Annotated in this window: 27 protein-coding genes and 1 pseudogene; 12 read left to right on the forward strand and 16 right to left on the reverse strand. The window is 73.4% G+C overall.

Annotation, left to right across the window (positions count from 1 at the left end; genetic code table 11):
* Nucleotides 1-70 precede the first annotated feature (70 nt).
* Nucleotides 71-265: a hypothetical protein gene (locus IE217_RS06680; protein WP_190176781.1), complete on the reverse strand. Its 195-nt coding sequence runs from the start codon at nucleotides 263-265 to the stop codon at nucleotides 71-73.
* 189 nt (nucleotides 266-454) lie between these two features.
* Between IE217_RS06680 and IE217_RS06685 the strand changes: the two genes are divergently transcribed.
* Nucleotides 455-2,581: an NPCBM/NEW2 domain-containing protein gene (locus tag IE217_RS06685; RefSeq protein WP_373297964.1), complete on the forward strand. Its 2,127-nt coding sequence runs from the start codon at nucleotides 455-457 to the stop codon at nucleotides 2,579-2,581.
* A gap of 22 nt (nucleotides 2,582-2,603) precedes the next feature.
* On the opposite strand, the gene IE217_RS06690 is transcribed toward IE217_RS06685, so the two are convergent.
* Nucleotides 2,604-3,560 (reverse strand): ROK family protein, encoded by a 957-nt coding sequence (locus IE217_RS06690; RefSeq protein WP_190176782.1) that lies wholly within the window; start codon nucleotides 3,558-3,560, stop codon nucleotides 2,604-2,606.
* Between the two features lie 207 nt (nucleotides 3,561-3,767).
* On the opposite strand from IE217_RS06690, the gene IE217_RS06695 reads away from it, so the two are divergent.
* A complete protein-coding gene (locus tag IE217_RS06695; protein WP_190176783.1) occupies nucleotides 3,768-4,838 on the forward strand; it encodes a LacI family DNA-binding transcriptional regulator in 1,071 nt (356 codons plus the stop codon).
* 7 nt (nucleotides 4,839-4,845) lie between these two features.
* On the opposite strand, the gene IE217_RS06700 is transcribed toward IE217_RS06695, so the two are convergent.
* The 5 genes from IE217_RS06700 to IE217_RS06720 all read right to left on the reverse strand — a co-directional run bounded on the left by IE217_RS06700 (nucleotide 4,846) and on the right by IE217_RS06720 (nucleotide 9,602).
* Complete coding sequence (locus IE217_RS06700) at nucleotides 4,846-6,168, reverse strand: DUF6986 family protein (RefSeq protein WP_190176784.1); 1,323 nt, start codon at nucleotides 6,166-6,168, stop codon at nucleotides 4,846-4,848.
* 217 nt (nucleotides 6,169-6,385) lie between these two features.
* A complete protein-coding gene (locus IE217_RS06705) occupies nucleotides 6,386-7,348 on the reverse strand; it encodes an electron transfer flavoprotein subunit alpha/FixB family protein (protein WP_190176785.1) in 963 nt (320 codons plus the stop codon).
* A gap of 55 nt (nucleotides 7,349-7,403) precedes the next feature.
* Nucleotides 7,404-8,189, reverse strand: coding sequence for an electron transfer flavoprotein subunit beta/FixA family protein (locus tag IE217_RS06710; RefSeq protein ID WP_190176786.1), 786 nt, complete (start codon nucleotides 8,187-8,189; stop codon nucleotides 7,404-7,406).
* A 221-nt stretch (nucleotides 8,190-8,410) separates the two neighbouring features.
* Nucleotides 8,411-8,920 (reverse strand): flavin reductase family protein, encoded by a 510-nt coding sequence (locus IE217_RS06715; RefSeq protein WP_190176787.1) that lies wholly within the window; start codon nucleotides 8,918-8,920, stop codon nucleotides 8,411-8,413.
* 268 nt (nucleotides 8,921-9,188) lie between these two features.
* Nucleotides 9,189-9,602 carry a thioredoxin family protein gene (locus IE217_RS06720; protein WP_190176788.1) on the reverse strand — a complete coding sequence of 138 codons (414 nt, stop codon included), beginning with the start codon at nucleotides 9,600-9,602 and terminating at the stop codon, nucleotides 9,189-9,191.
* A 91-nt stretch (nucleotides 9,603-9,693) separates the two neighbouring features.
* Between IE217_RS06720 and IE217_RS34510 the strand changes: the two are divergent.
* Nucleotides 9,694-10,122: pseudogene (locus IE217_RS34510) on the forward strand (DUF4395 family protein).
* A 143-nt stretch (nucleotides 10,123-10,265) separates the two neighbouring features.
* Nucleotides 10,266-10,988, forward strand: a complete 723-nt coding sequence (locus tag IE217_RS06725; RefSeq protein WP_190176789.1) for a lysophospholipid acyltransferase family protein — start codon at nucleotides 10,266-10,268, stop codon at nucleotides 10,986-10,988.
* Nucleotides 10,989-11,035: 47 nt separating this feature from the next.
* On the opposite strand, the gene IE217_RS06730 is transcribed toward IE217_RS06725, so the two are convergent.
* The 4 genes from IE217_RS06730 to IE217_RS06745 all read right to left on the reverse strand — a co-directional run bounded on the left by IE217_RS06730 (nucleotide 11,036) and on the right by IE217_RS06745 (nucleotide 14,984).
* A complete protein-coding gene (locus tag IE217_RS06730) occupies nucleotides 11,036-11,629 on the reverse strand; it encodes a transglutaminase domain-containing protein (RefSeq protein ID WP_190176790.1) in 594 nt (197 codons plus the stop codon).
* A 93-nt stretch (nucleotides 11,630-11,722) separates the two neighbouring features.
* Nucleotides 11,723-12,793, reverse strand: a complete 1,071-nt coding sequence (locus IE217_RS06735) for a threonine aldolase family protein (protein WP_190176791.1) — start codon at nucleotides 12,791-12,793, stop codon at nucleotides 11,723-11,725.
* Complete coding sequence (locus IE217_RS06740; protein WP_190176792.1) at nucleotides 12,790-13,545, reverse strand: SDR family NAD(P)-dependent oxidoreductase; 756 nt, start codon at nucleotides 13,543-13,545, stop codon at nucleotides 12,790-12,792. Before IE217_RS06740 ends, IE217_RS06735 begins: the two co-directional genes overlap by 4 nt.
* Nucleotides 13,546-13,586: 41 nt before the next feature.
* Nucleotides 13,587-14,984, reverse strand: coding sequence for a DUF6421 family protein (locus tag IE217_RS06745; RefSeq protein ID WP_190176793.1), 1,398 nt, complete (start codon nucleotides 14,982-14,984; stop codon nucleotides 13,587-13,589).
* Between the two features lie 429 nt (nucleotides 14,985-15,413).
* Here IE217_RS06745 and IE217_RS06750 point away from each other — a divergent pair, with 429 nt between their 5' ends.
* Nucleotides 15,414-16,097 carry a glycerophosphodiester phosphodiesterase gene (locus tag IE217_RS06750; protein WP_190176794.1) on the forward strand — a complete coding sequence of 228 codons (684 nt, stop codon included), beginning with the start codon at nucleotides 15,414-15,416 and terminating at the stop codon, nucleotides 16,095-16,097.
* A 16-nt stretch (nucleotides 16,098-16,113) separates the two neighbouring features.
* Here the strand turns inward: IE217_RS06750 and IE217_RS06755 are convergent, their stop codons facing one another.
* Complete coding sequence (locus IE217_RS06755) at nucleotides 16,114-16,671, reverse strand: GNAT family N-acetyltransferase (RefSeq protein WP_190176795.1); 558 nt, start codon at nucleotides 16,669-16,671, stop codon at nucleotides 16,114-16,116.
* Nucleotides 16,672-16,833: 162 nt separating this feature from the next.
* Between IE217_RS06755 and IE217_RS06760 the strand changes: the two genes are divergently transcribed.
* Nucleotides 16,834-17,235, forward strand: coding sequence for a VOC family protein (locus IE217_RS06760; protein WP_190176796.1), 402 nt, complete (start codon nucleotides 16,834-16,836; stop codon nucleotides 17,233-17,235).
* Between the two features lie 140 nt (nucleotides 17,236-17,375).
* Nucleotides 17,376-18,140, forward strand: coding sequence for a VOC family protein (locus tag IE217_RS06765; protein ID WP_190176797.1), 765 nt, complete (start codon nucleotides 17,376-17,378; stop codon nucleotides 18,138-18,140).
* A gap of 10 nt (nucleotides 18,141-18,150) precedes the next feature.
* On the opposite strand, the gene IE217_RS06770 is transcribed toward IE217_RS06765, so the two are convergent.
* Complete coding sequence (locus tag IE217_RS06770; RefSeq protein ID WP_190176798.1) at nucleotides 18,151-18,786, reverse strand: MarR family winged helix-turn-helix transcriptional regulator; 636 nt, start codon at nucleotides 18,784-18,786, stop codon at nucleotides 18,151-18,153.
* Complete coding sequence (locus IE217_RS06775; RefSeq protein WP_190176799.1) at nucleotides 18,783-20,492, reverse strand: FUSC family protein; 1,710 nt, start codon at nucleotides 20,490-20,492, stop codon at nucleotides 18,783-18,785. The genes IE217_RS06770 and IE217_RS06775 overlap by 4 nt, the downstream gene beginning before the upstream one ends.
* A gap of 207 nt (nucleotides 20,493-20,699) precedes the next feature.
* Here IE217_RS06775 and IE217_RS06780 point away from each other — a divergent pair, with 207 nt between their 5' ends.
* The 4 genes from IE217_RS06780 (at nucleotide 20,700) to IE217_RS06795 (ending at nucleotide 24,024) form a co-directional block, all read left to right on the forward strand.
* Nucleotides 20,700-21,332, forward strand: coding sequence for a DUF5134 domain-containing protein (locus IE217_RS06780; RefSeq protein WP_190176800.1), 633 nt, complete (start codon nucleotides 20,700-20,702; stop codon nucleotides 21,330-21,332).
* Between the two features lie 116 nt (nucleotides 21,333-21,448).
* On the forward strand, nucleotides 21,449-22,384 hold the full coding sequence (locus tag IE217_RS06785) for a M56 family metallopeptidase (protein ID WP_190176801.1): 936 nt from the start codon (nucleotides 21,449-21,451) through the stop codon (nucleotides 22,382-22,384).
* Nucleotides 22,385-22,480: 96 nt separating this feature from the next.
* Nucleotides 22,481-23,314: a phosphatase PAP2 family protein gene (locus IE217_RS06790; RefSeq protein ID WP_190176802.1), complete on the forward strand. Its 834-nt coding sequence runs from the start codon at nucleotides 22,481-22,483 to the stop codon at nucleotides 23,312-23,314.
* Complete coding sequence (locus tag IE217_RS06795) at nucleotides 23,311-24,024, forward strand: HAD family hydrolase (protein WP_190176803.1); 714 nt, start codon at nucleotides 23,311-23,313, stop codon at nucleotides 24,022-24,024. Before IE217_RS06790 ends, IE217_RS06795 begins: the two co-directional genes overlap by 4 nt.
* A 66-nt stretch (nucleotides 24,025-24,090) precedes the next feature.
* On the opposite strand, the gene IE217_RS06800 is transcribed toward IE217_RS06795, so the two are convergent.
* Nucleotides 24,091-24,348: a DUF2630 family protein gene (locus IE217_RS06800; RefSeq protein WP_190176804.1), complete on the reverse strand. Its 258-nt coding sequence runs from the start codon at nucleotides 24,346-24,348 to the stop codon at nucleotides 24,091-24,093.
* Nucleotides 24,349-24,597: 249 nt separating this feature from the next.
* Here IE217_RS06800 and IE217_RS06805 point away from each other — a divergent pair, with 249 nt between their 5' ends.
* Nucleotides 24,598-25,275 (forward strand): TetR/AcrR family transcriptional regulator, encoded by a 678-nt coding sequence (locus tag IE217_RS06805; RefSeq protein ID WP_190176805.1) that lies wholly within the window; start codon nucleotides 24,598-24,600, stop codon nucleotides 25,273-25,275.
* A gap of 93 nt (nucleotides 25,276-25,368) precedes the next feature.
* On the opposite strand, the gene IE217_RS06810 is transcribed toward IE217_RS06805, so the two are convergent.
* The gene (locus IE217_RS06810; protein WP_190176806.1) at nucleotides 25,369-26,211 is read right to left on the reverse strand and encodes a hypothetical protein; all 843 of its coding nucleotides are present in this window, start codon (nucleotides 26,209-26,211) and stop codon (nucleotides 25,369-25,371) included.
* Nucleotides 26,212-26,242 lie beyond the last annotated feature (31 nt).

The following is a 26,242-nucleotide window of genomic DNA, read 5'->3' on the forward strand; positions in this document are numbered from 1 at the left end:
GCCCCTGCGGCAAGGGCACCGGCGCCGCGCGCGGCGGGACGGTCTCAGCCGCCCCGACCGGGGGACGGGCTCAGTCGCCCTGCCCCAGGGCGTCGTCGTCCACGGCGAGGCCGTCCTGGCCGGCGAGGTGGTCGACGCTGCCCACGGTGTCCTTCACGTGCAGATCCCCGAGCGCGTCGTGGTCGGCGGCGTGCGACGGGGTGACGGCGGCCACCACGAACCCGGTGGCGAGGGAGGCGAGGGCGAGCATGCTGCGCTTCTTCATGACCGGTCAACGCGGACGGACGCCGTTGGTCACGGTCCCGGCGAGCCGCGCTCGGACCGGAATCCGACGCGTCGGCACGCTTTCCAACAGAGTCGGACACGTCCTACCGTAAACACGCACAGGTTGACGCGGGCATGAAGTGACCGCGGGCCCCACCCCATCCCACGCGAGTCCGGAGGAACGTCGACGATGCGTCACCCGCACACGCGCACCGCACTCATGAACGCCGCACCCACCACTGCCACCCCCACCCGTACCGCCCCCGCCGCCCGCCGCAGACGGCTCCTCGGCACGGTCACGGCGGCCCTGCTCTGTACGGCGGGCATCGCGCCCCTCACCCTGACCGCCCCCGCCGTCGCCGCTCCCGCGAAGGCGCCCGTCGAGGCCCACGGCGAGTCTCCCCGGGCTCCCGAGGCCCCCGCCCTGGCCGACGGCCTCGCCCTCACACCGCCCATGGGCTTCAACAACTGGAACTCCACGCACTGCCGGGCCGAGTTCGACGAGTCGATGGTCAAGGGCATCGCCGACCTCTTCGTCGACAAGGGCCTGAAGGCCGCCGGCTACCAGTACGTCAACCTCGACGACTGCTGGGCCCTGCCCCAGCGCGACGCCGACGGCAAGCTCGTCCCCGACCCGGCCCGCTTCCCCCACGGGATCAAGGCGGTCGCGGACTACGTCCACTCCAAGGGGCTCAAGCTCGGCATCTACACCAGCGCGGGCACCAAGACCTGCAACAGCGCCGGGTTCCCGGGCGCGCTGGGCCACGAGTACAGCGACGCCCGGCAGTTCGCGGACTGGGGTGTCGACTACCTCAAGTACGACAACTGCAACAACCAGGGCGTGGACGCGAGATCGCGCTACACCACCATGCGCGACGCGCTGAAGGCCACCGGCCGCCCCATCGTCTACAGCATCTGCGAATGGGGTGAGAACAAACCCTGGGAATGGGCCGCCGACGTCGGTCATCTGTGGCGCACGACGGGCGACATCAGCGACAACTGGGGCTCGATGCTGTCGATCCTGAAGAAGAACCTGACCCTCGCCCCCTACGCCGGCCCCGGCCACTGGAACGACCCCGACATGCTGGAGGTCGGCAACGGCGGCATGACCGCCACCGAGTACCGCACCCACTTCTCGATGTGGTCCGTCATGGCGGCCCCGCTCCTCATCGGCTCCGACCTGCGCAAGGCGTCCCAGGCGACCTTCGACGTGCTGGGCAACAAGGAGGTGATCGCCGTCGACCAGGACCCGCTGGGCAGGCAGGGCACGGTGGTCTCCTCCGAGGGCGGCCGCTGGGTGGTCGCCAAGGAGATGAAGGACGGCAGCCGCGCGGTCGCCCTGCTCAACGAGACCGCCACCGCGCAGCGCATCGGCACCACCGCCCGGGCCGTGGGGCTGCCCGCCGCGCCCGCCTACACCCTGCGCGACCTGTGGCAGCACCGCAGCCTGCACACCGCCGGCACCATCGCGGCGACCGTCCCGGCCCACGGCACCGTGCTCGTACGGGTCTCGGCCGGAAGCGGCTGGGCCGCGCACCCGCCCGCCGTCGAGACCGGCCTGGACAGCGCCCCGTTCGTGACCGATGGAACGCCCGCGACGCTCACCACCTCGGTCACCGACCTCGGCCGCACGCCCGCCACCCGTCTGACCGTGTCGCTGAGCGGCCCCGAGGGCTGGACGGTACGCGCCCTGTCGGCCTCCGGCACGGCCGCCCTCCCGGCCGGCGGGACGCTGCGCACCCGGTGGGCGGTCACGGCCCCGGCGGGCACGCCCATCGGGTCGTACGACCTGACGCTGAAGGCGAGTTACCGCTCACCGGCCGGACTCCGCGCCGACAGCACGGTGCCGCTCACCGCGTCGGTGGTGGTGCCGCCGCCCGCCGGGACCTCCTACCTCGGCGATCTCCCCTGGCTGTCGGCGGTCAACGGTTACGGACCCGTCGAGCGCGACACCAGCAACGGGGAGAGCGCCGCGGGCGACGGCCATCCGATCACCCTGGGCGGTGTGGTGTACGCCAAGGGCCTCGGCGTGCACGCGGACAGCGCGGTCGAGTACTACACCGGCGGGGCGTGCACCGAGGTCACCGCGGACGTCGGCGTGGACGACGAGAAGGGCGGCAAGGGCACCGTCGCCTTCGAGGTCTGGGCGGACGGCACCCGGGTCGCCTCGACCGGCGTCCTGACCAACGCCATGGCCGCCCAGCACCTCACGGCGGACGTCACCGGCGCGCAGGTGGTCCGGCTGGTCGTCACCGACGGCGGCGACGGCATCGACTCCGACCACGCGGACTGGGCGGACGCACGGCTCACCTGCTGAGCCGCGGCCGACTTCGACGCCGTCAGACTCCGGCGGCCGTGGTGGGGGCGGCACGGCCCGCGAGCGCGGCGGCCGCCGCCCCCACCAGGCCGGCGTCCGTGCCCATCTGGGCCGGGGCGACCGCCAGACGCCGCACGAAGGACAGGGTGGCGTAGTCGCCGAGGGCCTTGCGCAGCGGCTCCAGGAGTACGTCCCCGGCCTTGCCGACGCCGCCGCCGATCACCGCGATGTCGATCTCGACCAGGGTCGCCGTCGCGGCGATCCCGGCGGCCAGCGCGCGGGCGGCACGTTCGAAGGAGGCCACGGCCACCGCGTCCCCGGCGCGCGCGGCGGCGGCCACGGCGGCGGCGGAGGCGTCGCCGTCGGGGCCCGGCCGCCAGCCGTTCTCCAGCGCCCGGCGCGCGATGTTGGGACCGCTGGCGATGCGCTCCACGCAGCCGCGCGAGCCGCAGGGGCACGGATCGCCGTCCAGGTCGACGCTGATGTGGCCGATGTGACCGGCGTTGCCGGTCGGGCCGGGGTGCAGCCGCCCGTCCAGGACCAGGCCGCCGCCCACGCCCGTGGAGACCACCATGCACAGCGCGTTGTCGTGGCCGCGGGCGGCGCCCTGCCAGTGCTCGGCCGCCGTGATGGCCACGCCGTCCCCGATCAGCTCGGCCGGCAGCCCGCCGGCGGCCGCCCGGGCCCGCTCCACCAGCGGGTAGCCGCGCCAGCCGGGCACGTTGACGGGGCTGACCGTGCCGGCCGAGGCGTCCACCGGGCCCGCGCTGCCGATGCCCAGGGCCGTGGCACGTCCCCACAGCGGCGACCCGGCCAGGTCGCCGAGCACCTCCTCGACGGCCCGCATCACGGTGTCGCCGTCCTCCTGCGCGGGCGTCGCTCGCTGGGCCCGCACCAGGATGCTGCCGCGGCCGTCCACCAGCGCCCCGGCGATCTTGGTGCCGCCGATGTCGAGCGCGGCCACGAGGTCGGTGTGCATCAGAGTCAGATCTCCCCGTCAACCATGAAGGAACCAAGAGGTGGGTGCAGCCCGGTCTCGCGGTGGGGGCGCAGGCCCGGAGTGTGCGATGGACAGTCTCTCGTGCGTATGACAACGTTGTCCAGGCTCTATGCTCGACGCCACATCCTCATACAAACCCATGGACCGACGCATCCCCCCGTGGACGACAGGACAGGACGCCGCATCGTGCCAGAGACCGCCCGCCGAGCCGACCGCCCCGCAGACCGCTCCGACCGCCTCTCCGGGACCCGTTACGGCAACCGTCCGACCATGAAGGACGTGGCGGCCCGGGCGGGGGTGGGCCTCAAGACCGTGTCCCGCGTCGTGAACGGGGAGCCCGGGGTCACCCCGGACACCGAGCGGCGCGTCCAGGAGGCCATCGAGGCACTGGGCTTCCGCCGCAACGACAGCGCGCGGGTGCTGCGCAAGGGCCGTACCGCGAGCATCGGGCTGGTCCTCGAGGACCTCGCCGACCCGTTCTACGGCCCGCTCAGCCGCGCGGTGGAGGAGGTCGCGCGTGCGCACGGGGCGCTGCTCATCAACGGCTCCAGCGCGGAGGACCCCGACCGGGAGCAGGAACTGGCTCTGGCGCTGTGCGCGCGGCGGGTGGACGGGCTGGTGGTCATCCCCGCCGGGGACGACCACCGTTATCTCGAGCCGGAGATCAAGGCGGGCGTCGCGACGGTGTTCGTCGACCGGCCGGCCGGGCGGATCGACGCGGACGTGGTCCTGTCGGACAACTTCGGGGGCGCCCGGGACGGTGTGGCGCACCTGATCGCGCACGGGCACCGGCGGATCGGGTTCATCGGTGACATGCCCCGCATCCACACGGCCGCGGAGCGGCTGCGCGGGTACCGGGCGGCGATGGAGGACGCGGGGATACCGGTCGAGGACGCGTGGATGTCGCTCGGGGTCACCGATCCGGAGCGGGTGCGGCGGGCGGCGGAGGCGATGCTGTCCGGCCCGGAGCCGGTGACGGCGATCTTCACCGGCAACAACCGGGTGACGGTGACCGTGATCCGTGTACTGGCCGAGCAGGAGCGGCCGGTGGCCCTGGTGGGCTTCGACGACATCGAACTCGCCGACCTGCTGCGGCCCGGGGTGACGGTCGTGGCCCAGGACGCGGCAGCCCTCGGCCGCACCGCCGCCGAACGCCTCTTCCGCCAACTGGACGGCACCCTGATCACCCCCGAGCGCATCGAGCTCCCCACGCGGCTGGTGACCCGGGGCTCGGGCGAACTTCCCCCGGCCGGCTGAAGGGCCGTCAGTGGGGCGCTGTGGTGAGGCCGGCGCGGCGGGGGGCCGCGAAGGAGCGGAGGGCCGAGGGGGTCAGGCCGGTGGCGGTGGTGACCTCGTCGAGGGTCAGGGCGCCGCAGTCCATGCCTCGCAGGAGGTAGGCGCTGAGGGCCTTGGCCGTGGCGGGCTCGTCCAGGACGTCGCCGGCGCCGCGGGTCGCGTAGCGGGCGAGGCGGGTGGCGGCCTGCCGGAAGCCCTCGCGGTAGAAGGCGAACACGGCCGCGTAGCGGGTGGGGAGGTGCGCGGGGTGCATGTCCCAGCCCTGGTAGTAGGCGCGCGCCAGGGCCCGGCGGGTGAGCCCGTAGTGCAGGCGCCACGCCTCGTGGACCTTCTCGGCCGGGCCGACCGGCAGCACATTGGTGGAGCCGTCGGACACCCGCACGCCCGTGCCCGCCGCCGCGACCTGCATGACCGCCTTGGCGTGGTCCGCGGCGGGGTGGTCGCTCGCCTGGTACGCGGCGGAGACGCCGAGGCAGGCGCTGTAGTCGAAGGTGCCGTAGTGCAGGCCCGTGGCGCGGCCCTCGGCGGCCTGGATCATGCGGGCCACCGTGGCGGTGCCGTCGGCGGCGAGGATCGCCTGGCTGGTCTCGATCTGGATCTCGAAGCCGAGCCGGCCCTCCTCCAGCCCGTGGGCCTTCTCGAAGGCCTCCAGCAGCCGCACCATCGCGGTGACCTGCTCGGCGTACGTCACCTTCGGCAGTGTGAGGACCAGCCCGGCGGGGAGGCCGCCGGACTCCATCAGGCCGGTGAGGAAGACGTCCAGGGTGCGGATGCCGCGGTCCCGGACCGCCGCCTCCATGCACTTCACGCGGATGCCCGTCCAGGGCGCCCCCGTGCCCTCCGCGCGGACCTCGGCGACGAGCCGGGCGGCGCGGGCCGCGTCCCGGTCCTCCTCGGCGTCGGGGCGCCCGCCGTAGCCGTCCTCGAAGTCGATCCGCAGGTCCTCGACGGGCTCGCGCTCGAGTTTGGCGCGCACACGGTCGTGGACGGGCACGCCGAGTTCCTCGCTCAGACCGAGCACCGCGGCGAACGACTCCGCGTCCGGCGCGTGTTCGTCCAGTGCGGCGAGGGCCTGCTCGCCCCAGGAGCGGACCGTGCCGGCGGCGAAGACGTCGCCGGGGACGTAGACCGTGTGGACGGGCTGACGGGTGCCCGGGTCGCCCGGGTAGCGGCGCTCGAGTTCGGCGTCGACCGGCGCGAGCCAGGCGCCGATCTCCTCGCCGACCGCGCCCTCGAGGCTGGTCGCCACCCGCTCCTGCCCGTCGTGGCCCTGGCTCCGGCCCTGGGTCATGCCCCCACGCCCTTCCGTCTTCCGTTTCCGCGATGCGGAACCACTGCGGAATCGACACCATCAACAAATTGTTGAAGTCGACGGGGTCGAAGTTATCCACGGCCCTTCCCGCCGGTCAACACCTGTTCGCAGCCTGGGCCCCGCGGGCGGCGGCGACAAGCCGAGGCCCCCGTGACCAAGGGTCACGGGGGCCTCGTACAGCCGGGAGGGGGAGAACTCAGCCCTTGCGGGTCTTGATCTCCTCGGTGAGCTGCGGGACGACGTCGAAGAGGTCGCCGACCACGCCGTAGTCGACCAGGTCGAAGATCGGGGCCTCGGGGTCCTTGTTGACCGCGACGATGGTCTTCGAGGTCTGCATGCCGGCCCGGTGCTGGATGGCGCCGGAGATGCCGTTGGCGATGTAGAGCTGCGGCGAGACGGACTTGCCGGTCTGGCCGACCTGGTTGGTGTGCGGGTACCAGCCGGCGTCCACCGCGGCGCGCGAGGCGCCCACGGCCGCGCCGAGGGAGTCGGCGAGGGCCTCGATGATCGAGAAGTTCTCCGCGCCGTTCACGCCACGGCCGCCGGAGACCACGATCGCGGCCTCGGTCAGCTCGGGGCGGCCCGTCGACTCACGGGCGGTACGGCCGGTGATCTTCGTGCCGGTCGCCTTCTCGGAGAAGGACACGGACAGCGCCTCGACGGCGCCGGCGGCCGGGGCGGCCTCGACGGCGGCGCTGTTGGGCTTGACCGTGATGACCGGAGTGCCCTTGGAGACACGGGACTTGGTGGTGAAGGAGGCGGCGAACACCGACTGGGTGGCCACCGGGCCCTCCTCGCCGGCCTCCAGGTCGACGGCGTCGGTGATGATGCCGGAGCCGATGCGCAGCGCCAGGCGGGCGGCGATCTCCTTGCCCTCGGCGGAGGACGGCACCAGGACGGCGGCCGGGGACACGGCCTCGACGGCGGCCTGCAGCGCGTCCACCTTCGGCACCACCAGGTACTCGGCGTACTCGGAGGCGTCGTGGGTGAGGACCTTGACCGCGCCGTGCTCGGCGAGGGCGGCGGCGGTGTCGGCGGCGCCGTTGCCCAGGGCGACGGCGACGGGCTCGCCGATGCGGCGGGCCAGGGTCAGCAGCTCCAGGGTGGGCTTGCGGACGGCACCGTCCACGTGGTCGACGTAGACGAGAACTTCAGCCATGGGATTGCTCTCCTGCGGAAACGGAAGTGGAGGGGCGGTCAGCGGGCGCGAGCCCTTAGATGAACTTCTGGCTCGCGAGGAACTCAGCGAGCTGCTTGCCGCCCTCGCCCTCGTCCTTGACGATCGTGCCCGCGGTGCGGGCCGGGCGCTCGGTCGCGGCGTCGACCGCCGTCCAGGCGTTGTCCAGGCCGACCTCGTCCGCGTCGATGTCCAGGTCGGACAGGTCCCAGGACTCCACCGGCTTCTTCTTGGCCGCCATGATGCCCTTGAAGGACGGGTAACGCGCCTCACCCGACTGGTCGGTCACCGACACCACGGCCGGCAGCGAGGCCTCGAGCTGCTCGGAGGCGGCGTCGCCGTCACGGCGGCCCTTGACGGTGCCGTCCTCGACCGACACCTCGGAGAGCAGGGTGACCTGCGGCACGCCCAGGCGCTCGGCCAGCAGCGCGGGGACGACGCCCATGGTGCCGTCGGTGGAGGCCATGCCGGAGACGACCAGGTCGAAGCCGGCCTTCTCGATGGCCTTGGCCAGCACCAGGGAGGTGCCAATGGCGTCGGTGCCGTGCAGGTCGTCGTCCTCGACGTGGATCGCCTTGTCGGCGCCCATCGACAGGGCCTTGCGCAGCGCGTCCTTGGCGTCCTCGGGGCCCACCGTCAGGACGGTGACCTCGGCGTCGTCCGCGTCCTCGGCGATCTGCAGCGCCTGCTCGACCGCGTACTCGTCCAGTTCGGAGAGCAGACCGTCCACGTCGTCACGGTCGACGGTCAGGTCATCGGCGAAGTGCCGGTCGCCAGTGGCGTCGGGCACGTACTTCACAGTGACAACGATCCTCAAGCTCACGCCGGCTCTCCTACTGCATCGTCATTTCTGGGCTGCCTTCTTCCAGGCAGCATAGGCGCCTGAAGCGGCCGATCCCGGTCGGGGCGACCCCGCGCTCCGAGCGGAATATTACTCGTCAGTACACCCAGTTCATTCCCGCTAAGCAAGCGCTTTGAACTGTGACCTTCGCAACGCAGCGTAACCGGAATTCGACGTCTGCGCAGGAGGGCGCGGCCGCGGGGTCAGTCGCGCAGGCCGTTGAAGCGGCCCTGGTGGTAGAGCAGGGGCCGCCCCGCGCCGGCCGGGTCGCCGAGGACGACCTCCGCGAGGACGATGCGGTGATCGCCGGCCGGAACACGCCCCACGACGCGGCAGACCAGCCACGCGAGCACGTCGTCCAGGAGCGGCACGCCCTCGGGGCCCTCGCGCCAGGCGGTGGGGGCGCCGAAGCGGTCGGCGCCGCTGCGGGCGAAGGTGGCGGCCAGCTCCTGCTGGTGCTCGCCGAGTATGTGGACGCCGACGTGGTCGGTCCGGGAGATCGCCGGCCAGCTCGACGCGCCGGTGCCGATGCCGAACGAGACCAGCGGCGGGTCGGCGGAGACGGAGGTGAGGGAGGTCGCGGTGAAGCCGACCGGTCCCGTCTCACCGTTGGCGGTGATCACCGCCACACCCGAGGCGTGCCGGCGGAAGACGGAGCGCAGGAGGTCGGGCGAGGCGAGCTGGAACGCGGTGAGGCCGGGCGTGGCCGTCATGGAGTTGTCCTTCTGCTGGTGGGGCGAGCGGGATCCGGGGCCTTTCACCAGCCCGGACAGCGCGCGCTCGCGTGGCGGGCGAGGTCGACGTCCGCCCGCCCGAAGAGAAGGAGTTCCCAATGCATGCAGTCAGGCTGACGACAGGTGGCGCGCGCAGTCAAGTACGTCCCGGGATCTGGGAGATGCCTCACCGTCACTCGGGGCGGCGCCGCGACGGCAGGCGCGAGGGCTGACCGAGGGGCCGGTGCGAGGGCCACCGGAGGGGGCGTCAGACCGCCTCCCCCAGGGCCGCGATGACGTCCGCCTTGCGCGGCAGGCCGGCGGCCCGCCGCACGACGCGGCCCCGCGCGTCCAGCACGAGCACCGTCGGCGTCTTGAGGATGCCGAGCTCGCGCACCAGCTCCAGCCGGGCCTCGGCGTCGATCTCGATGTGGGCCACCCCTGGCACGACGCCCGCGACCTCCCCGAGGATGCGCCGCGTTGCGCGGCAGGGCGCGCAGAAGGCGCTGGAGAACTGCACCAGCGTGGCGCGCTCCCCCAAGCCGCCGCCCAGTTCTGCGGCCCCGAGCCGTCTGCCCTCGTCACGCCCGCGCACGCGTACTCTCCCGTTCCGCCGCCGATGCGGCACTGTGAAGGCGCTCGCCGCCGCGAGCACGGCCCCGCACCCCGCCAGTGCGGCCATCGTCCTCCTTCAGCCTTCAGCCTTCAGCGTTCACGAGGCCGCGAGGATTCCCGCCCTCCGGATTGGGTCCCCGTCGCGGAACGCTTGATGCATGGACATCGACGCGCGAGAGCCCCGCTTCGGGGCGGCGATGCCGGCGGTGGTGCCGTTCACCGGCCGCGCCCGGCTGCGGGCCTGGCGGGCGCCGGCGTTCCTGCCGGGTGCGGCGGGTGGAGGGCGGTCGCCGTACGGCGTCGCCGCTCCGGACGGTCGTCCGGCCGCGGAGCGGGCCGCCAGCCGCGCCCGGGGCGCCGCGGCCGCCGCGGTTCGCACAGTCGGGGCCTTGACTTCGCGGGCCATGGCCCGTCGGCCACCCGCTCGGGCCTGCCCGGCTGCGTCCCGCGGCGACCGGCGCGGCGCCTGCGGCCGCCTTCCTGGGCGCGGGGTCCGGATACTGCCCGGCTGCGAGATGTATCTGTCGGCGCGGCCGGTGACGGTGCGTAGGGTGTGGCCTCCGGGGCGGCGCACTGGGCCGACGTGACGAGGATCTCGCCCCGCGCGGGCACGCGGGCTGGCTCCCCGGCCGTTCTTGGGGCACGATCTGCCACGTGCCGTAAACCTACGGCAGCGTAACTTCCGCCGGGAGTCCCCCGTCCCTGGCAGACAGAAGGGTCCGCCCCGCTCATGGCCGAGCTCGTCTACCGTCCCGTCATCGGTCTCGCCCGCACGATGTTCAAGGTGTGGGACCTCCGGATCGACTGTCGCGGCTCGGAGAACATCCCGCGCTCGGGCGGCGCCGTGCTGGTGAGCAACCACATCAGCTACCTGGACTTCATCTTCAACGGCCTTGCCGCACTGCCGCAGAAGCGGCTGGTGCGCTTCATGGCGAAGGAGTCGGTGTTCCGGAACCGGATCTCCGGCCCGCTGATGCGCGGCATGAAGCACATTCCGGTGGACCGCGCCCAGGGCGAGGCGGCTTACGCGCACGCGCTGGACTCGCTGCGGTCGGGCGAGGTGATCGGCGTCTTCCCGGAGGCCACGATCTCGCAGTCGTTCACGCTCAAGAGCTTCAAGTCCGGGGCGGCCCGGCTGGCCCAGGAGGCGGGCGTGCCGCTGGTGCCGATGGCGGTCTGGGGCACGCAGCGGCTGTGGACCAAGGGCCACCCGCGCAACTTCAAGCGCAGCCACACCCCCATCACGATCCGCGTCGGCGAGCCGCTGGAGGCCCCCCGCGAGCAGTACGCGGGCGCCATCACCCGCCGGCTGCGCGAGCGCGTCCAGGAGCTGCTCGAGGCCGCCCAGCGGGCCTACCCGGTGCGTCCCAGGGGCCCGGAGGACACCTGGTGGATGCCGGCCCACCTCGGCGGCACGGCCCCGACCCCGGAGCAGCTGCGCACGGCTCACTGACCTGGAACACCTCCGCCGGCCGTGAGTTGGGGGCCGGCCGTCCCGGGTCACAGGTCGCCGGGGAGCGTCTTCCACAGCCGCGCCCGGTCGGGGGCGGCCTTGAGTGCGTCGAGCACGGCCGGGAGCGGGGCCTCGTACAGCACCGGGTGGTCGTACTCGCCCGCGGCCGGGTCGGGCGTGAAGGCCAGGCGCTCGCCCGCGAGGGAGAAGCGGGCGTCCACGCCGGGCTTGTTGCCGCGCGGGTCCTGCCGGTGCCAGGCACCCTTGAACCGCACCGCGACGAGCCCGTGCACCACGTGGCCGGCGCCGTCGTCGTGGGCGAGCCGCTGATAGCACAGCGCCGTGGGGATGTCCTCGGCGCGCAGCAGGGCGGCCAGCGCGTGCGCCTTGGCATGGCAGATCCCGGTGCGGCCGCTCAGGACGTCCGAGGCGCGCCAGGTGACGCGCGGATCGCCGGCGTCGTGGGAGTGCGGGATGGTGTCGCGTACGAACTCGTAGGCGGCCCGCGCATAGGCATACGAGTCCGCCACCCCCTCGGTCAGGCGCGCGGCTGTTTCGCGGACCACCGGGTGCTCGTGGTCAATGGCTTCGTCGGCGGCCAAATAGGCGGACAGATCAGGGGTGTTCTGGATCAGCTCCATGTCCGCAGAGCATAGGAATGCGATCACTCGCCAGTCAATGACTTTTCGAGTGATCGCATAACTATGCAGATCGCACCGGCGACCCGTCGGCCGTCAGCGGGCCATCTCATCCTTGAGCGCCGCCACGAAGGCGTCCACGTCGTCCTCCGTGGTGTCGAAGGAGCACATCCAGCGGACGACCCCCTCGGCCTCGTCCCAGAAGTAGAAGCGGAACCGCTTCTGCAGGCGCTCGCTCACGTCGTGCGGGAGCTTGGCGAAGACGCCGTTGGCCTGTACCGGGTAGAGGATCTCCACCCCGTGCACCGCCCGCACGCCCTCGGCCAGCCGCTGCGCCATCGCGTTGGCGTGCCGGGCGTTGCGCAGCCACAGGTCCCTGGCGAGCAGGGCCTCCAACTGCACCGAGACGAAGCGCATCTTGGAGGCGAGCTGCATGCTCATCTTGCGGATGTGCTTCATCCTGCGCACGGCGTCCTGGTTGATGACGACGACCGCCTCGCCGAACATCGCGCCGTTCTTCGTCCCGCCCAGCGAGAGGATGTCGACGCCGACCGCGTTGGTGAACGTCCGCATGGGCACGTCCAGCGAGGCGGCCGCGTTGGCGATGCGGGAGCCGTCCAGGTGCACCCTCATGCCGTGCGCGTGGGCGTGCTCGCAGATCGCGCGGATCTCCTCGGGGGTGTAGAGCGTGCCGAGCTCCGTGCTCTGGGTGATCGAGACGACCTGCGGCATCGCGCGGTGCTCGTCGTCCCAGCCGTACGCCTGCCGGTCGATGAGCTCGGGGGTGAGCTTGCCGTCGGGCGTGGGCACGGTGAGCAGCTTCAGGCCGCCCATGCGCTCGGGCGCGCCGCCTTCGTCGACGTTGATGTGCGCGCTCTCGGCGCAGATCACCGCGCCCCAGCGGTCGGTGACCGCCTGGAGCGCGACGACGTTGGCGCCGGTGCCGTTGAACACCGGGAACGCCTCGGCGGTGGCGCCGAAGTGGCTGCGCACGATCCGCTGGAGGTTGCCGGTGTAGTCGTCCTCGCCGTACGCGACCTGGTGCCCGCCGTTGGCCAGGGCCAGGGCGGCGAGCACCTCCGGGTGGACCCCGGCGTAGTTGTCACTGGCGAAACCGCGTGTCTCCGGATCGTGGTGGCGGCGTGCGTCGGTCCGGGGAGGGTTCACGGCTTCTCGGTCAGCCACAGACGGTTTCCGTTCACTTCCGCGGCGGGCATGCTCCAGACGCCTTCGATGGCCTCGGCCAGGTCCTTGACGTCCGTGAAGCCCGCGAACTTCGCGTTGGGGCGCTCGGCGCGCATCGCGTCGTGCACCAACGCCTTCACCACCAGGATCGCAGCCGCCGACGTCGCGCCCTCGGCGCCCTCCGCCTTTCCGGCCTTGCGGAAGTAGTCGGCCATGGCCAGGGTCCAGGCCTCGGCCGCGGCCTTGGCGGCGGAGTAGGCGGCGTTGCCCGCGGTGGGCCGGGTGGCGCCGGACGCGCTGATCAGCACGTACCGGCCGCGGTCGCTGCGCTGGAGCGCCTCGTGGAAGGCGAGCGAGGTGTGCTGCACGGTCTTGACGAGCAGCAGCTCGAGGAAGTCCCAGTCGTCGAGGCTGGTCTTGGTGAAGGTCTCGCTGCCGCGCCAGCCGCCCACGAGGTGGACCAGGCCGTCGACGTGGCCGAAGTCCTTCTCGATGTGGGCGGCCCAGTCCCGGGTGGACTTCAGGTCGAGCAGGTCGACGGTGTCCCCGGTGACGGTGGCGCCGCCGGAGGCGTAGCGGGCCGCGTCCACGGCCTCCGAGAGCCGCTGCGGGTCGTTGTCGGCGCCGATGACGGTCGCGCCCGCCTCGGCGAGGCGCAGCAGCGCCGCCCGGCCGGCGGGTCCGCCCGCGCCGGCCACCGCGATCACCGCACCGCTGAGAGCCCCGTTCCCCATTTTCTTCGCCTCCGTAGCAGCAGTGTTCTGGACGCGGTCGCTCACGCGGCGATCCGCTCGGCGCTGTCCGCCGTGATGCCCTTGGTGGAGGCGATCACATTCCTGAGCTTCTTGGACAGTGCCTCGTAGAACATGCTGAGCGGAAACTCGTCCGGAAGCACGTCATCGACGAGCTTGCGCGGCGGCTGGGTCAGGTCCAGGGCGTCGGGGCCCTTGGCCCACTTGGAGCCGGGGTGCGGGGCGAGGTAGGTGGAGACCAGCTCGTAGCCGGCGAACCAGTGGACGAGCTTGGGGCGGTCGATGCCGTCGCGGTACAGCTTCTCGATCTCGGCGCACAGCTGGTTGGTGACCTGCGGGGCGCGCTCCCAGTCGATGGAGAGCCTGTTGTCGGTCCAGCGCACGACGTCGTGCTTGTGCAGGTAGGCGAAGAGCAGCTGGCCGCCGAGGCCGTCGTAGTTGCGCACGCGCTCGCCGGTGACCGGGAAGCGGAACATGCGGTCGAAGAGCACCGCGTACTGCACGTCACGCGCCTGGGCGACGCCGTCCGCCTGGAGCTTGACGGCCTCCTTGAAGGCGGTGAGGTCGCAGCGCAGCTCCTCCAGGCCGTACATCCAGAACGGCTGGCGCTGCTTGATCATGAACGGGTCGAACGGCAGGTCGCCGTGGCTGTGGGTGCGGTCGTGGACCATGTCCCACAGCACGAAGGCCTCCTCGCAGCGCTTCTGGTCGTGGACCATGGCGGCGATGTCCTCGGGCAGCTGGAGGCCGAGGAGGTCGACGGCGGCGGCGGTGACGCGGCGGAAGCGGGCGGCCTCGCGGTCGCAGAAGATGCCGCCCCAGGAGAATCGTTCCGGCGCCTCGCGGACGGCGATCGTCTCCGGGAAGAGGACGGCGGAGTTGGTGTCGTAACCGGCCGTGAAGTCCTCGAAGGTGATGCCGCAGAACAGCGGGTTGTCGTAGCGGGTGCGCTCCAGCTCGGCCAGCCACTCGGGCCAGACCATGCGCAGGACGACCGCCTCGAGGTTGCGGTCCGGGTTGCCGTTCTGCGTGTACATCGGGAAGACGACCAGGTGCTGCAGGCCGTCGGCGCGGAGCGCGGCCGGCTGGAAGGCCAGCAGCGAGTCAAGGAAGTCCGGCACCTCGAAGCCGCCGTCGGCCCAGCGGTTCAGGTCCTTGACCAGCGCCTCGTGGTAGGCGGCGTCATGCGGCAGCAGCGGGGACAGCTCCTCGACCGCGCCGATCACCCGGCGCACCGCCTCCTCGGCGTCCGCGCGGGCGGGGGCGCCCTCGGCCTCGAAGTCGATCGACCCGTCCTTGGACTGCCATGGCCGGATCCGCTCCACGGCATCCTTGAGCACGGGCCATGCCGGGTGCTCCACCACCCTGCTCGCCGGAGGAACCTGTCCCTCCGCACCCACCTGCACAAGAATTTCCGTCATGTCCCATCCTCCACGGGAGAAGCTCGCGTAAGCAGACCGTATACATACGGGGTTTCCGTCAGCAAGGGCGCCCTCCGTAAATTATTCTGTGCGGACCCTTCTTTGCCGCCCATTTTCCTGCCGGACACCCGGACGGCGGCTACTTCCGCTAGGCCGGTCGGGTGAGCCAACCCTCGGGGGGCGACGGCGAGTTCCAGCCGTGCGCCGGGCGCGGCGGGCGGAGGTCAACGCGCGCGGGACTCGCCCACGCCGGAGTGACCGCCCCGGCGGATCCGCCCCCGCCGCGTCCCGGCCGTCACCCCACTGCCCCGCGCAGACACGGGTTCATCACGCGCCCGGACGGTTAGGCTCCGGGCACTGCCGCGCGGACGACGACGTCCGGTCGCTCCGCGCCGCGCCGAGCCGCCGTCGACGGAAGCGAGTTGAACCTTGAACTTCCTTACCATCGGTCACCGCGGAGTCATGGGTGTCGAGCCCGAGAACACCCTCCGTTCCTTCGTCGCCGCCCAGCAGGCCGGCCTCGACGTCATCGAACTCGATCTGCACCTGAGCAAGGACGGCGCGCTCGTCGTCATGCACGACGCCGACGTGGACCGCACGACCGACGGCAGCGGCCCGATCGCCGACAAGACCCTCGCCGAACTGCGCGCCCTCGACGCCGGGCACGGCGAGCGGATCCCCGTCTTCGAAGAGGTCGTCGACGCCGTGCGCATCCCGGTCCAGGCCGAGATCAAGGACGCCGCGGCGGCGCGCGCCCTGGCCGAGGTCATGCTGCGGCGTGACCTGGTCTCCCGGGTGGAGGTGCTGTCCTTCCACGACGAGGCGATCGCCGAGATCGCCCGCCTGGTCCCCGGCGTGCGCACCGCGCTGGTCGCCGAGCACTACGGCACCGAGGTCGTCGAGCGCGCCACCGCCGTGGGCGCGGCCACGCTGGTGCTCGACATCCGCCGGCTGACGCTGGAGATCGTCGAGCACGCGCGCGAGGCGGACCTGCGGATCATCGGCTGGGTGGTCAACACCCTGGACCACCTCAGGCTGGCGCGCGCCCTGGAGCTGGACGGCGCGACGACCGACTACCCGGAGATCAAGCGCACGGGACGCTTCACGGCGTAGCGGGCGTCCGTGCGCGTCACGCGAGTTCCTTGACCAGCAGCTCGAACTCGAGGTCGTCGCGCTGCGGAATGCCGAAGCGCTCGTCGCCGTACGGGAAGGGGGTCGTCCTTCCCGTACGGCGGTAGCCGCGGCGCTCGTACCAGGCGATCAGGTCCTCGCGCACGCTGATCACGGTCATGTGCATCTCGGTGGCGCCCCAGGTCTCACGGGCCAGGCGCTCGGCCTCGGCGATGACGGCCTTGCCGAGCCCGGCGCCCTGGAGCGCGGGGCTCACCGCGAACATGCCGAAGTAGGCGTACGCGCCGCGGTGCTCGAGCTGGCAGCAGGCGACCACGCGCCCGTCCTGCTCCACGGTCAGCAGCCGGCTGTCGGGCGACTCGACGACCTCCAGTACGCCCTCCGGGTCGGTGCGCTGCCCCTGGAGGATGTCCGCCTCCGTGGTCCACCCGGCCCGGCTGGAATCCCCGCGGTAGGCCGACTCGATCAGCGCGACGAGCGTGTCGACGTCGGCGTCGGTGGCGTCACGGAAGGTCGGGGTGGTCCTGGCGGAAGGGGCGGTCGCGGCGGACTCCATGGATCATGCCTCTCGTTCTCGGGCGCGGCAGGGGGCCGGACGCCATCCTGCCACCAGGGTCCGTCCGGCGGATCGGGGCACAGGGCACAGGGCGATCACGGCATCCGGCCGGCCCCCGTGTCTGCGCCATGACCGGCCGGCCAGGCCCTAGGGTCCGGACGCATGGTGCACGTACTCAGCGGCCGGACACTGCTCCGGCCCACGGACCCCGAACGTTCCCGAGTCTTCTACGGCGAGCAGCTGGGCCTCGCCGTCTACCGCGAGTTCGGCACCGGGCCCGAACGCGGCACCGTGTACTTCCTCGGCGGCGGGTTCCTCGAGCTCTCCGGGCGTGCGGAGGCCGGCGCGGACGCGCGGGCCGCGCCGGTGCGGCTGTGGCTCCAGGTGGCGGACGTGGCCGGCGCCCACGAGGAGCTGCGAGCCAAGGGCGTGGAGATCGTGCGGCCGCCGGTGCGCGAACCGTGGGGGCTGATCGAGATGTGGATCGCCGATCCCGACGGCGTCCCCCTGGTGCTCGTGGAGGTGCCGGCGGACCATCCGCTGCGCTACCGGCCGGGCGTCTAGCCGGGCGGGACGGCCTCGCGGACCGGCCGGGCAGGGCCGCGCGCGGCCGCCCTGTCACAGCCGCCTGCCTCCGGCTGGCCGCCGTCGTCGCCCGGGGCTAGCGTGCTGGTGGTGGGGACGAGCCATCCCGGAGGAATGCCATGGAGTTCGACAAACCGGTGGTCGGCGGCCCCTGCTGGGCGGAGCTCGGAACCAGCGATCTCCAGGCGGCCAAGCGGTTCTACGGGGAGGTCTTCGGCTGGCGGTGCGAGACGGACCCCCGTGAGGAGCTGCGCGGGTACACGGTGGTCCATCTGGGCGACGCGGCCGTGGCCGGGCTCGGGCCGCTGTACCGGCCCTCGCAGCCGGTGGCCTGGAGCGTGACGTTCGCCGTCGGCGACGCGGACGCGGCGGCGAACAAGGTCGCGCAGGCCGGGGGCACGGTGATCCGCGGGCCGATCGACGTCTTCGACGAGGGCCGCCTGACGGTGGCGCTGGATCCCTCGGGCGCCGCGTTCCACCTGTGGCAGGCCGGTGACTTCTGCGGCGCGGACGTGTTCAACCGGCCCGGCTCGCTGGGGTGGGTGGAGCTGGCGACCCGTGACATCAAACGCGCCCGGGACTTCTACACGTCGGTGTTCGGCTGGAGCGTGAACGCCTCCGAGTGGTACACGCAGTGGGGCCTGCACGGCGAGGACTTCGGCGGCATGACGTCGATGCACGGCCGCTTCCCGGCCGACGTGCCGCCGCACTGGCTGCCGTACTTCGCGGTCGAGGACGTGGACGCCACCGCCGAGGTCGCGCTGCGGGCCGGCGCCAAGGCGCTGCAGGAGCCCACCTCCGTGCCGGACGGCCCCCGCATCGCGGTCCTGCGCGACCCCCAGGGCGCGGCCTTCGGCGTCTACCAGGCCGGCCAGGAGGGCTGAAGGCGCTCACTCACGCGCGCGGTGTGCGCGGCCGGCCCTCCAGGCGGTCGAGGAGTCCGCCGAGGAGGGCCGCGAGGTCGCCGCGGTCGCCGTCGTCGAGGGCGGAGAGGACCTCGCGTTCGTGGGCGAGCTGTGCGGGCAGGATGCCGTCCACGAGGTCGCGCCCGGCGTCGGTGAGGCGGACGTGGGCGACCCGCCGGTCGCGGGTGTCGCCGCGGCGTTCCACCAGGCCGCGCTCGGTCAGCTGCTTGAGCCGCTTGGTGACGGCCGCTCCGGAGGAGAAGGTCTCCCGGGCCAGCTCGCTCGGGGTGAGCTCGTGTCCGGTCCGGCGCAGGGCCCCGAGCAGGTCGAACTCGGCCCGGGTGAGCCCGGCGCGGCGCAGCGGGGCGTCCTCGGCCTGCTGGAGCAGGGCGGCGCAGCGGTTGATACGGCCGATGATCTCCATCGGCGCGGTGTCGAGCCCGGGGTGGACGTCCCGCCACTGCCGGACCACGGCGGCGACGGTGTCGTCGCGGGCGGGGACCCGCGGGCCGCCGGGACGGGCCGGGTTCTTCGGGTCCGCGGGGGCCCGGAGGCGTTCCGGCTCCGTCGCCGGGCCGGTCGCCGTCGGTGCCGGCCCGCCCGGTCGCCCGTTCCTCGCCGTCATGGCCGTACGTCCTCCGTCGTGCTGCCCGTGTCCGCTGTGCTGCCCGTGTCCGCCGGGGTGTGCGGGCCCTGGCGGCGTACCGTCGCGGCGAGCGTACGGTGTGCGGTCCGCTCGGTGAGCACGACCCTCTCCTGGGGCAGGGCGCGCTGCCACCACTCGCCCGAGGCGGCCTCGGCGGTGGCCCGCAGCTCGACCAGGGCGGCCGCCAGGTCGCGGCGGGCGGACTCCAGGGCGGCGGTCGCGGGCCGCTCCTCGGCGAGCAGGCGGGCGGCGCGCTCACGGCAGCGGTCGACGGCGGCCAGCGCGTGCTCGATACGGTCCCCGGCGCGGCGGTTGGTGACGGCGACGGCGGCGACGAAGCCGACCAGGGCGCCCACGACGGTGTCCAGGGCGCGCTCGGTGATCAGCTCGCCCGTCGGGTGCGCTCCGGTGAACTCGGTGATGAGCAGGGCCATGGGGGTCACGCAGATGGTGCCGAGCCAGTAGTTGCGCCCGATGAGGGCCTCGGCGCCGAAGTTCAGGGCGACGCAGCACAGCACGAGGGCCAGGCCGTTCGCGTGCGCGAGTGGGGCCACGGCGGCGAAGGCGAGGACGCCGATCAGGTTGCCCACGACGCGCTGGACGCCCCGCCGCCAGGTGAGGGTGAGGTTGACCTGGTAGAGGGAGGCGGCGGTGACCAGGGCCCAGTAGGGGCGGCCGACGCCGAGGGCGAGGGAGGCGTATCCGGCGAGCGCGCAGCCCAGCGCGGTACGCAGGGCGATCGGCGCGAGCGGGCCGAGCCGGCGCCACCAGGGGCGGTGCCCGGCGGTGAGCTCGGCGTCCACGCCGAGGAGTTCCTCGGTGGCCGCCCCGGTCCGGCCGGCGTGCGGGATCGGGCCGCTGCCGCACAGGTCGCGGGCCCAGGCCCGCAGCCGTCCGGGGTCGGTGTCGGCGGGGGCGGCCAGGGCGACCTCGGCGCGGACGAGCAGCCGCTCCAGGGCGCGCCGGGGCTCGGAGCGGGCGCCTGTGGACAGCAACGCCTGCCAGGCCGCCTGGACGGCGGCCGCGGCGGCGGCGCGGGCCCGGGCGTGTCCGTCGCCGGTGCCGCGGGTGGCCGCGTAGGCGGCGGCCGCGTTCAGCGCCTGGGCGGTGGCGCGGCGCTCGGGGCCGTGCGGGCGCAGCAGGCCCGGTGCCATGCCGACCAGCCAGGCCCAGGCGGCAGCGGCGGCGGCCAGTCCCATGTGGGCGGGGATCTGGCCGAGGGTCTGCGGGACGAACAGCGAGGCGGAGCTGATGAAGGTGAGGACGACGTTGCCGGGCGGTCCGATGCGGGTGGCGTCGCACAGCGCCTTCTGCGCGGCGGCCATCAGCGCGCCGACGGTGACCAGGACGACGGCGTTCCGGGTGAGCGTGGCGGTGAGCAGGGACAGGGCGAGGCCGGAGAGCATGCCGAGCACGACCCAGGCCAGGGCGCGGGCCCGGGCGGCGTAGGGCCGGTTGTGGGCGTACAGGGCGCACAGCGAGCCGGCCATCGTGTAGACGGCGAGGTCGAGGCGGCCGAGGGAGAGCAGCAGCAGGTTGGGCGGGGCGACCGAGGCCACGACGCTGAGGGCGGGCTTGAACCAGATGTCCGAGGGACGGCCCAGCCGCAGTACGCCGACGAGGGGAAGACGCCGGGCGAGGCGGGTCGTCGCGGTGGGGGTTCGAGTGGGGGTGGCACTGCTCATGACTACAAGCTTAACAGGTGTTTTACCAGTAAAGCATCTCGCGCCCCTGGCGGGTCAGGCGGGCGCACGGTGTCGCGCCGCGCTCCGCCGCACGCTCCCGTGTGCTTCCTCGCGCTCGCGTGCGGAGCGCGTGCCCCGGGCATCCCTTCACCGACCGGCCCGGCCGCCGCACCGCGGCCCGGGAGTCGTGGAGCGCGGAGGTGGGGGGTGCACGGACCGGCTTCGCCCGGCTGGCTGCTGGTCGCGCTGTGCGCGGCGACCGGGGCCTACTGTCTGCTGCGGATGCGCAGCAGCGTCGAGGAGCAGCGGCGCGCCGCGGGCGGCGAGGCGCTGATGGGCTTCGGTATGGCCGCCATGGCCGTGCCCGCGGCCGCGTTCACCCCGCCCGCGTGGGCGTGGCCCGCTTACGCGGTGGTGTTCGGCGCGGCGGCGCTGCGCGCCCTGTGGTCGTCGCGCGCCCTGTGGTCGCCGTCTGCCCTGTGGTCGCCGCGTGCCCTGTGGTCGTCGCGCGCGAGCGCGCACCATCTGCACCACCTCATAGGCGCCACGGCCATGGTCTACATGGCCGTGGTGATGGCCGCCTCGCCCGCCGCGCACCACCACGCGCACGGCGCGTCCGGGGTGCCGCTGGTCACCGGCGCGCTGCTGCTGTATTTCGTCGCCTACGTGCTGCTGACGGGCACCCGTCTGGTCCCGGCCGGGCCGGTGCCCGCGGGCACCGGCCCGGCGGGCGGGAGCGCGCCGGGCGGCTCCCCGGGGTGGGGCGACCGGCCGGAGCTGGCTCGGGCGTGCCGCCTGTCGATGGGGATGGCGATGGTGGCGATGCTGCTGGGGCTGTGAGGGCCGGCGCGCTCGCGCGCGCTCGACGTCCGCCGTGGGGCGCCGGTTCGTGGTCTGCGTCACTTTGGCGGCCCGGTTCGTACCCGTGAGCGCGGGGCCGCTCATAGGGTGGTCGCATGATGGTGCCCGCGGTCCTGCTGGTGATCGGCGTCCTGACCGCCGTGCTGGGTCCACGGCTGCTGGCCCGCGCCGACTGGACCGACCGTGAACCCGTGCTCGCGCTGTGGGCGTGGCAGTGCGTGGTCGCCGCGGTGCTGCTGTGCTGCGCGCTGTCGATGACCCTCAGCGCGGCGGCGGCCTGGCAGGCCGTGCGCGGGCACGTGTTCGCCCCGGCTCCGCGTTCGGTCGTGGAGGCCTACGCGCTGGGCACGGCCGGGCTCTGGGCGCCCACCACCGCCGTGGCCCTGGCCTGCGGCGGCGTCTGGAGCGCCGCGATGCTGGTCCGCGAGATCGTGCGAACCCAGGCCCGGCGTCGGCGGCGGCGTGCCGAACTCCTGGTCCGCGTCCCGGTGTTGCCCGGCGAGGAGCCCGGCGCCGACCGGCTCGTGGTGCTGGAGGGCGAGCGGCCCGACGCCTGGTGGCTGCCCGGGACCCCGCCCCGGCTCGTGGTCACGACGGCCGCGCTGCGCCGTCTGACGGGGCGGCAACTGGACGCCGTACTCGCGCACGAGCAGGGCCACGCGCGGGCCCGCCACGACTGGCTGCTGCACTGCTCGGCCGCGCTGGCGGACGGCTTCCCGCAGGTACCGGTGTTCGCCGCGTTCCGCGACGAGATGCACCGCCTGGTCGAACTCGCCGCCGACGACGTGGCCTCGCGCCGCTTCGGCCGGCTGACCACCGCGCTGGCGCTGGTCGAACTCAACGAGGACCGCGGGGTGTTCGGCCCCTGCCCGGCCCCGCGGGCCGACGTCCCGAGCCGGGTGCACCGGCTGCTCACTCCCCCGGACCGGCTCACCGCCGCCCGCCGCCTGCGCCTGACGGCGCTGGCCTCGCTGGTGCCGGTGATCCCGGTGCTGGTGACGCTGGTTCCGGGACTGGGCGCGCTCCGGTAGCCGGCCGGTCGCGCGGCGAGAGGTTTCCGGCCGGTCGGGCGGCGAGAGGTTTCCGGCGAGGGGTTTCCCTGGCCGCGCCCGGGCGAGGATCGCATCATGCACCCCGCGCACGCCGAGCCCCGGACCCGTCCGCCGGAACACGCCCCTCCCCTCGCCTCTCGCGCCGCGCCGGTGCTCGCCCTGTGCTCGGCGCTGCTGCTGCTCCTGGTCGCGGTCCGCTGGCGGCCGCTGGTGAACGCCGACGCCGCCATCGCCCGTACCACCCACCGCTGGGCGGTCGGGGAGCGCGGGCTCACGCACGTCTTCCGGGTGCTGACCGACTGGGTGTGGGACCCGGAGACGATGCGCCTGCTGTGCGCGGCGGCCGTGCTGTGGCTCGCCCGGCGCCGCGCGGGCCGGCGGCCGGCCCTGTGGGTGGCCGGCACCTGTGTGCTGGCCGCGGTGCTCCAGCAGGCGCTGAAGGCCGCGGTGGGCAGACCGCGCCCCGTCTGGCCGGACCCGGTGGACTCCGCCGGCTACGCGGCCTTCCCCTCGGGGCACGCCATGACGGCGACGGTCGTCTGTGGTCTGCTCCTGTGGCTGATCCACCGCCGCGTCGCGCGGACCGGGTGGCGCCTCGCCGTGGCGACGGCCACCGTCTCCGTCGTGGGCGTCGGACTGACCCGTGTCTGGCTGGGCGTGCACTGGGCGTCCGACGTGCTCGGCGGCTGGCTGCTGGGCGCGACGGTGGTGGCGGCCGCGGTGTGGGCGTACGACCGGCGGACGCGCGGCCGGAACCCGCCCGCGCGGACGGACCACCGGCCTAGGGTCTGTCCGGCGCATCGGGTCGCGGGAAAGTCACGGCACCGACCGTCCCAGGTGAGGACCCCGCGTCCGCGGCGTGAGCCGCCGGACAGCCCCCGGGCTCCCCTCTTAGGATCGCGGTCATGACTGCCGTTCTCTTCGACTTCTCCGGGACCCTCTTCCGCGTCGAACCCACCGAGTCGTGGCTGCGTGCCGTGCTGGAGGAGGCCGGTCTGACGCTCGGGGACGGGGAGTTGGGCCGAGCGGCGCGGGCACTGGAGGAGGCGGGCGCGCTGCCGGGCGGGGCGAACCCCTCACAACTGCCGGACGAACTCGCCGATTTGTGGGCGGTCCGGGACAGCAGCGCCGAACTGCACCGCGCCGCCTACACCGCGCTGTCCCGTCAGGTGACGCTCCCCGACCCGGCGTTGCACGACGCGCTGTACGACCGGCACATGACGCCGGCCGCCTGGGCGCCGTACCCGGACGCCGCGGAGGTGCTGAGCACGCTGCGCGGGCGCGGGATCGGCGTGGGCGTGGTCAGCAACATCGGCTGGGACCTGCGCCCCGTGTTCCGCGCCCACGGGCTCGACCCCTATGTGGACGCCTACGTCCTGTCGTACGAGCACGGTGTCCAGAAGCCTGATCCGCGGCTGTTCGCGACCGCCTGCGCGGCCCTGGGCGCCGAGCCGGAGGACGTGGTGATGGTCGGCGACAACCGTCACGCGGACGGTGGTGCGGCGGCCCTGGGATGCGGGGTGCACTTCGTGGACCACCTGCCGGTGGCGGAGCGCCCGGACGCGCTGCGGCCGGTCCTCGACCGGGTGCCCCGGAAGGACCGAGCCCGCAAGGACTGAGCCCGCAGGGCCCTGGCCCTGGACCGCCCAGGGCGACCGCGGCGCGGGCGGACCCGCGCGGGCGGGTCACTCCAGGTATCCCTCCACCTGGGAGGACGGACGGACTCGGGCGTCGTTCGGGTCCTCGCCGAACTCCGCTTTGGCGCGCCGCTGGCGCAACAGATCCCAGCACCGGTCGAGTTCGCGTTCCAGCTCGCCGAGCCGCCGCTGCTCCGTCGCGTCGTCGATCTTCCCGGAGGCCAGGGCGGCGCGCAGGGCGCGCTCGTCCTCGACCATCTGCGTGATCCTGTCCAGGATCCGCTGCTCCTGTTCCCGGTCCGCCATGCCCGCCGCCTCCTCGGCTCGGTGCCAGTGCTCACTTTAGAGAGGCGGCACGCGCCGTGCGACCGGTGTGCCGCGCGCGGCGGGAGCGGAGGAGCGGCCTCTGGACACCGATCGTGGGAGGCGAGTCCGCCTCGGGCGATCCCCCGCGTCGCCCGAGGCGGACGGCAGCCCGACCGGACCCGCGAAGGGGTCCGGCGCGCTCGCGTTGAGTATAGTTGGCTGGCAGCCAGTCAACGCAGGAGTTCCAGCATGTCCCCTCGCAGCGCCTCGGTCAATGAAGAGTTGCGGCGGCGTTCCCGGGAGCGGCTGCTGCAGGCGGCGGTCGAGCTGGTGGGCGAGCACGGGTACGAGGCGACGACCCTCGGCGCCATCGCCGACCGCGCGGGCTCGGCGCGCGGTCTGGTCTCGTACTACTTCCCCGGCAAGCGGCAGCTGGTGCAGTCCGCGGTGCACCGGCTGATGCACCGCACGCTGGAGGAGGGACTGGAGCGCGAGCCACGCACCGAGGACGGCCGGGAGCGGATGGCCCGGGCCATCGACGCGATCCTCGGGCTCGCCCGGGACCGGCCGGTCCTGATGCGCCAGCACATGGCGGGCATGCTCCAGGCCGAGGGGTTCGTGCAGTGCCCGGAGCAGCAGCGGCTGTCCCAGCTGCTGCGGGACACGGTGGCCCGGCAGGGTTCGGCGGACGTCGACACCGACTACCCGATGCTGCGCGCCCTGCTGATGGGCGCGGTCTACGCGGCGCTGGTTCCCGGTGCGCCGATGCCGGTCCCGGTGCTGCGCGCGGAACTGTTCAAGCGCTACCGGCTCGACTGGGAGATGGGGGCGCCGCCGGTACCGGGCACGCCCGGCACGCCCTGCGAGAAGGACCTCTCCCGCTTCTTCGCGACCGGCCGCCCGGCGACCGGCCCCTCGGCGAGCTAACCCCGAACTTCGCAGGTCGCTGATTCGGATGATCTGGCCGTTACCCCCAGCAGAGAGTCCGGCGGGCATTTCCTGCGGGCTCCTGGCAGTGGATCAGATGGCCAGCGCCACCACTCCCACCACCGCGAACGCGAGACCGGCCAGCAGCACAGAGCCCGTCAGCAGGATGAGTACCGCACCGAACACGAGCCATCCTGTCGTCCGGCGACCGACCATGGCGGTATCGGGGTTCACGGGGTCGTACGTGATCTCGGCCCGCTCGGCACCTCCGTCCGAGCTCTTGCACTCACGCCGTACGCCGTGACTGTCGACGTAGGCGTAGTAGTACTGCTTGCCGCCCTCGTGCCAGTGGGTCCCCTGTAGCTCTCCCTCGACGGTGATCCCCCGGGTCCGCAGCGCCCAGGGCTCCCGGAACACCTGCCACCCGGCCCGCACGCCTTCCGCCCCGCCGGCGATCAGGAGGGGGGCCACCGCCCAGAAGACCCCCGGGACCACCCCGGTGGCGCCGGTTATCAGTAGCCCCTTCACCAGCAGCAGGGCGAGCACCAGCACATACCCGCCTCCGAGGCCCCACCAGAGCAGGCGGACCCGGTTCGGTGCCGCCCGTTCCAGCGGCTTCTCGGTCACCAGCTCCGCCCCGTTCGGCCGCGGCTCATCGGCGTCCCGTATGGGCAGTGCACGGCGGACGGCCTGCGCGAACTCGTGCACGGCAGAGGCACTGCGGCACCTGAGGTGGTAGGCCACGGGCTCGTCGCCCGTCAGTACGACGGTCAGCTGCCGGTCTTTGGCGCCGTGAACGTCGACTCGTTCTATCGCCGTCACCGGTATCCGGCGCCGCACGCCGTCCGTCTTCAGCAGCACCGCCCCGTCCCGCAGCCGGGCGGAGGCACGGCGTCTGCCGTGCAGCACCAGCGAGGACGTCTCTGTTGAGGTCATGCGGGCACATTAGGCGAGCTCGGGACCGGAG

The organism is Streptomyces naganishii JCM 4654 (genome assembly GCF_014650575.1).
GTDB lineage: Bacteria > Actinomycetota > Actinomycetes > Streptomycetales > Streptomycetaceae > Streptomyces > Streptomyces naganishii.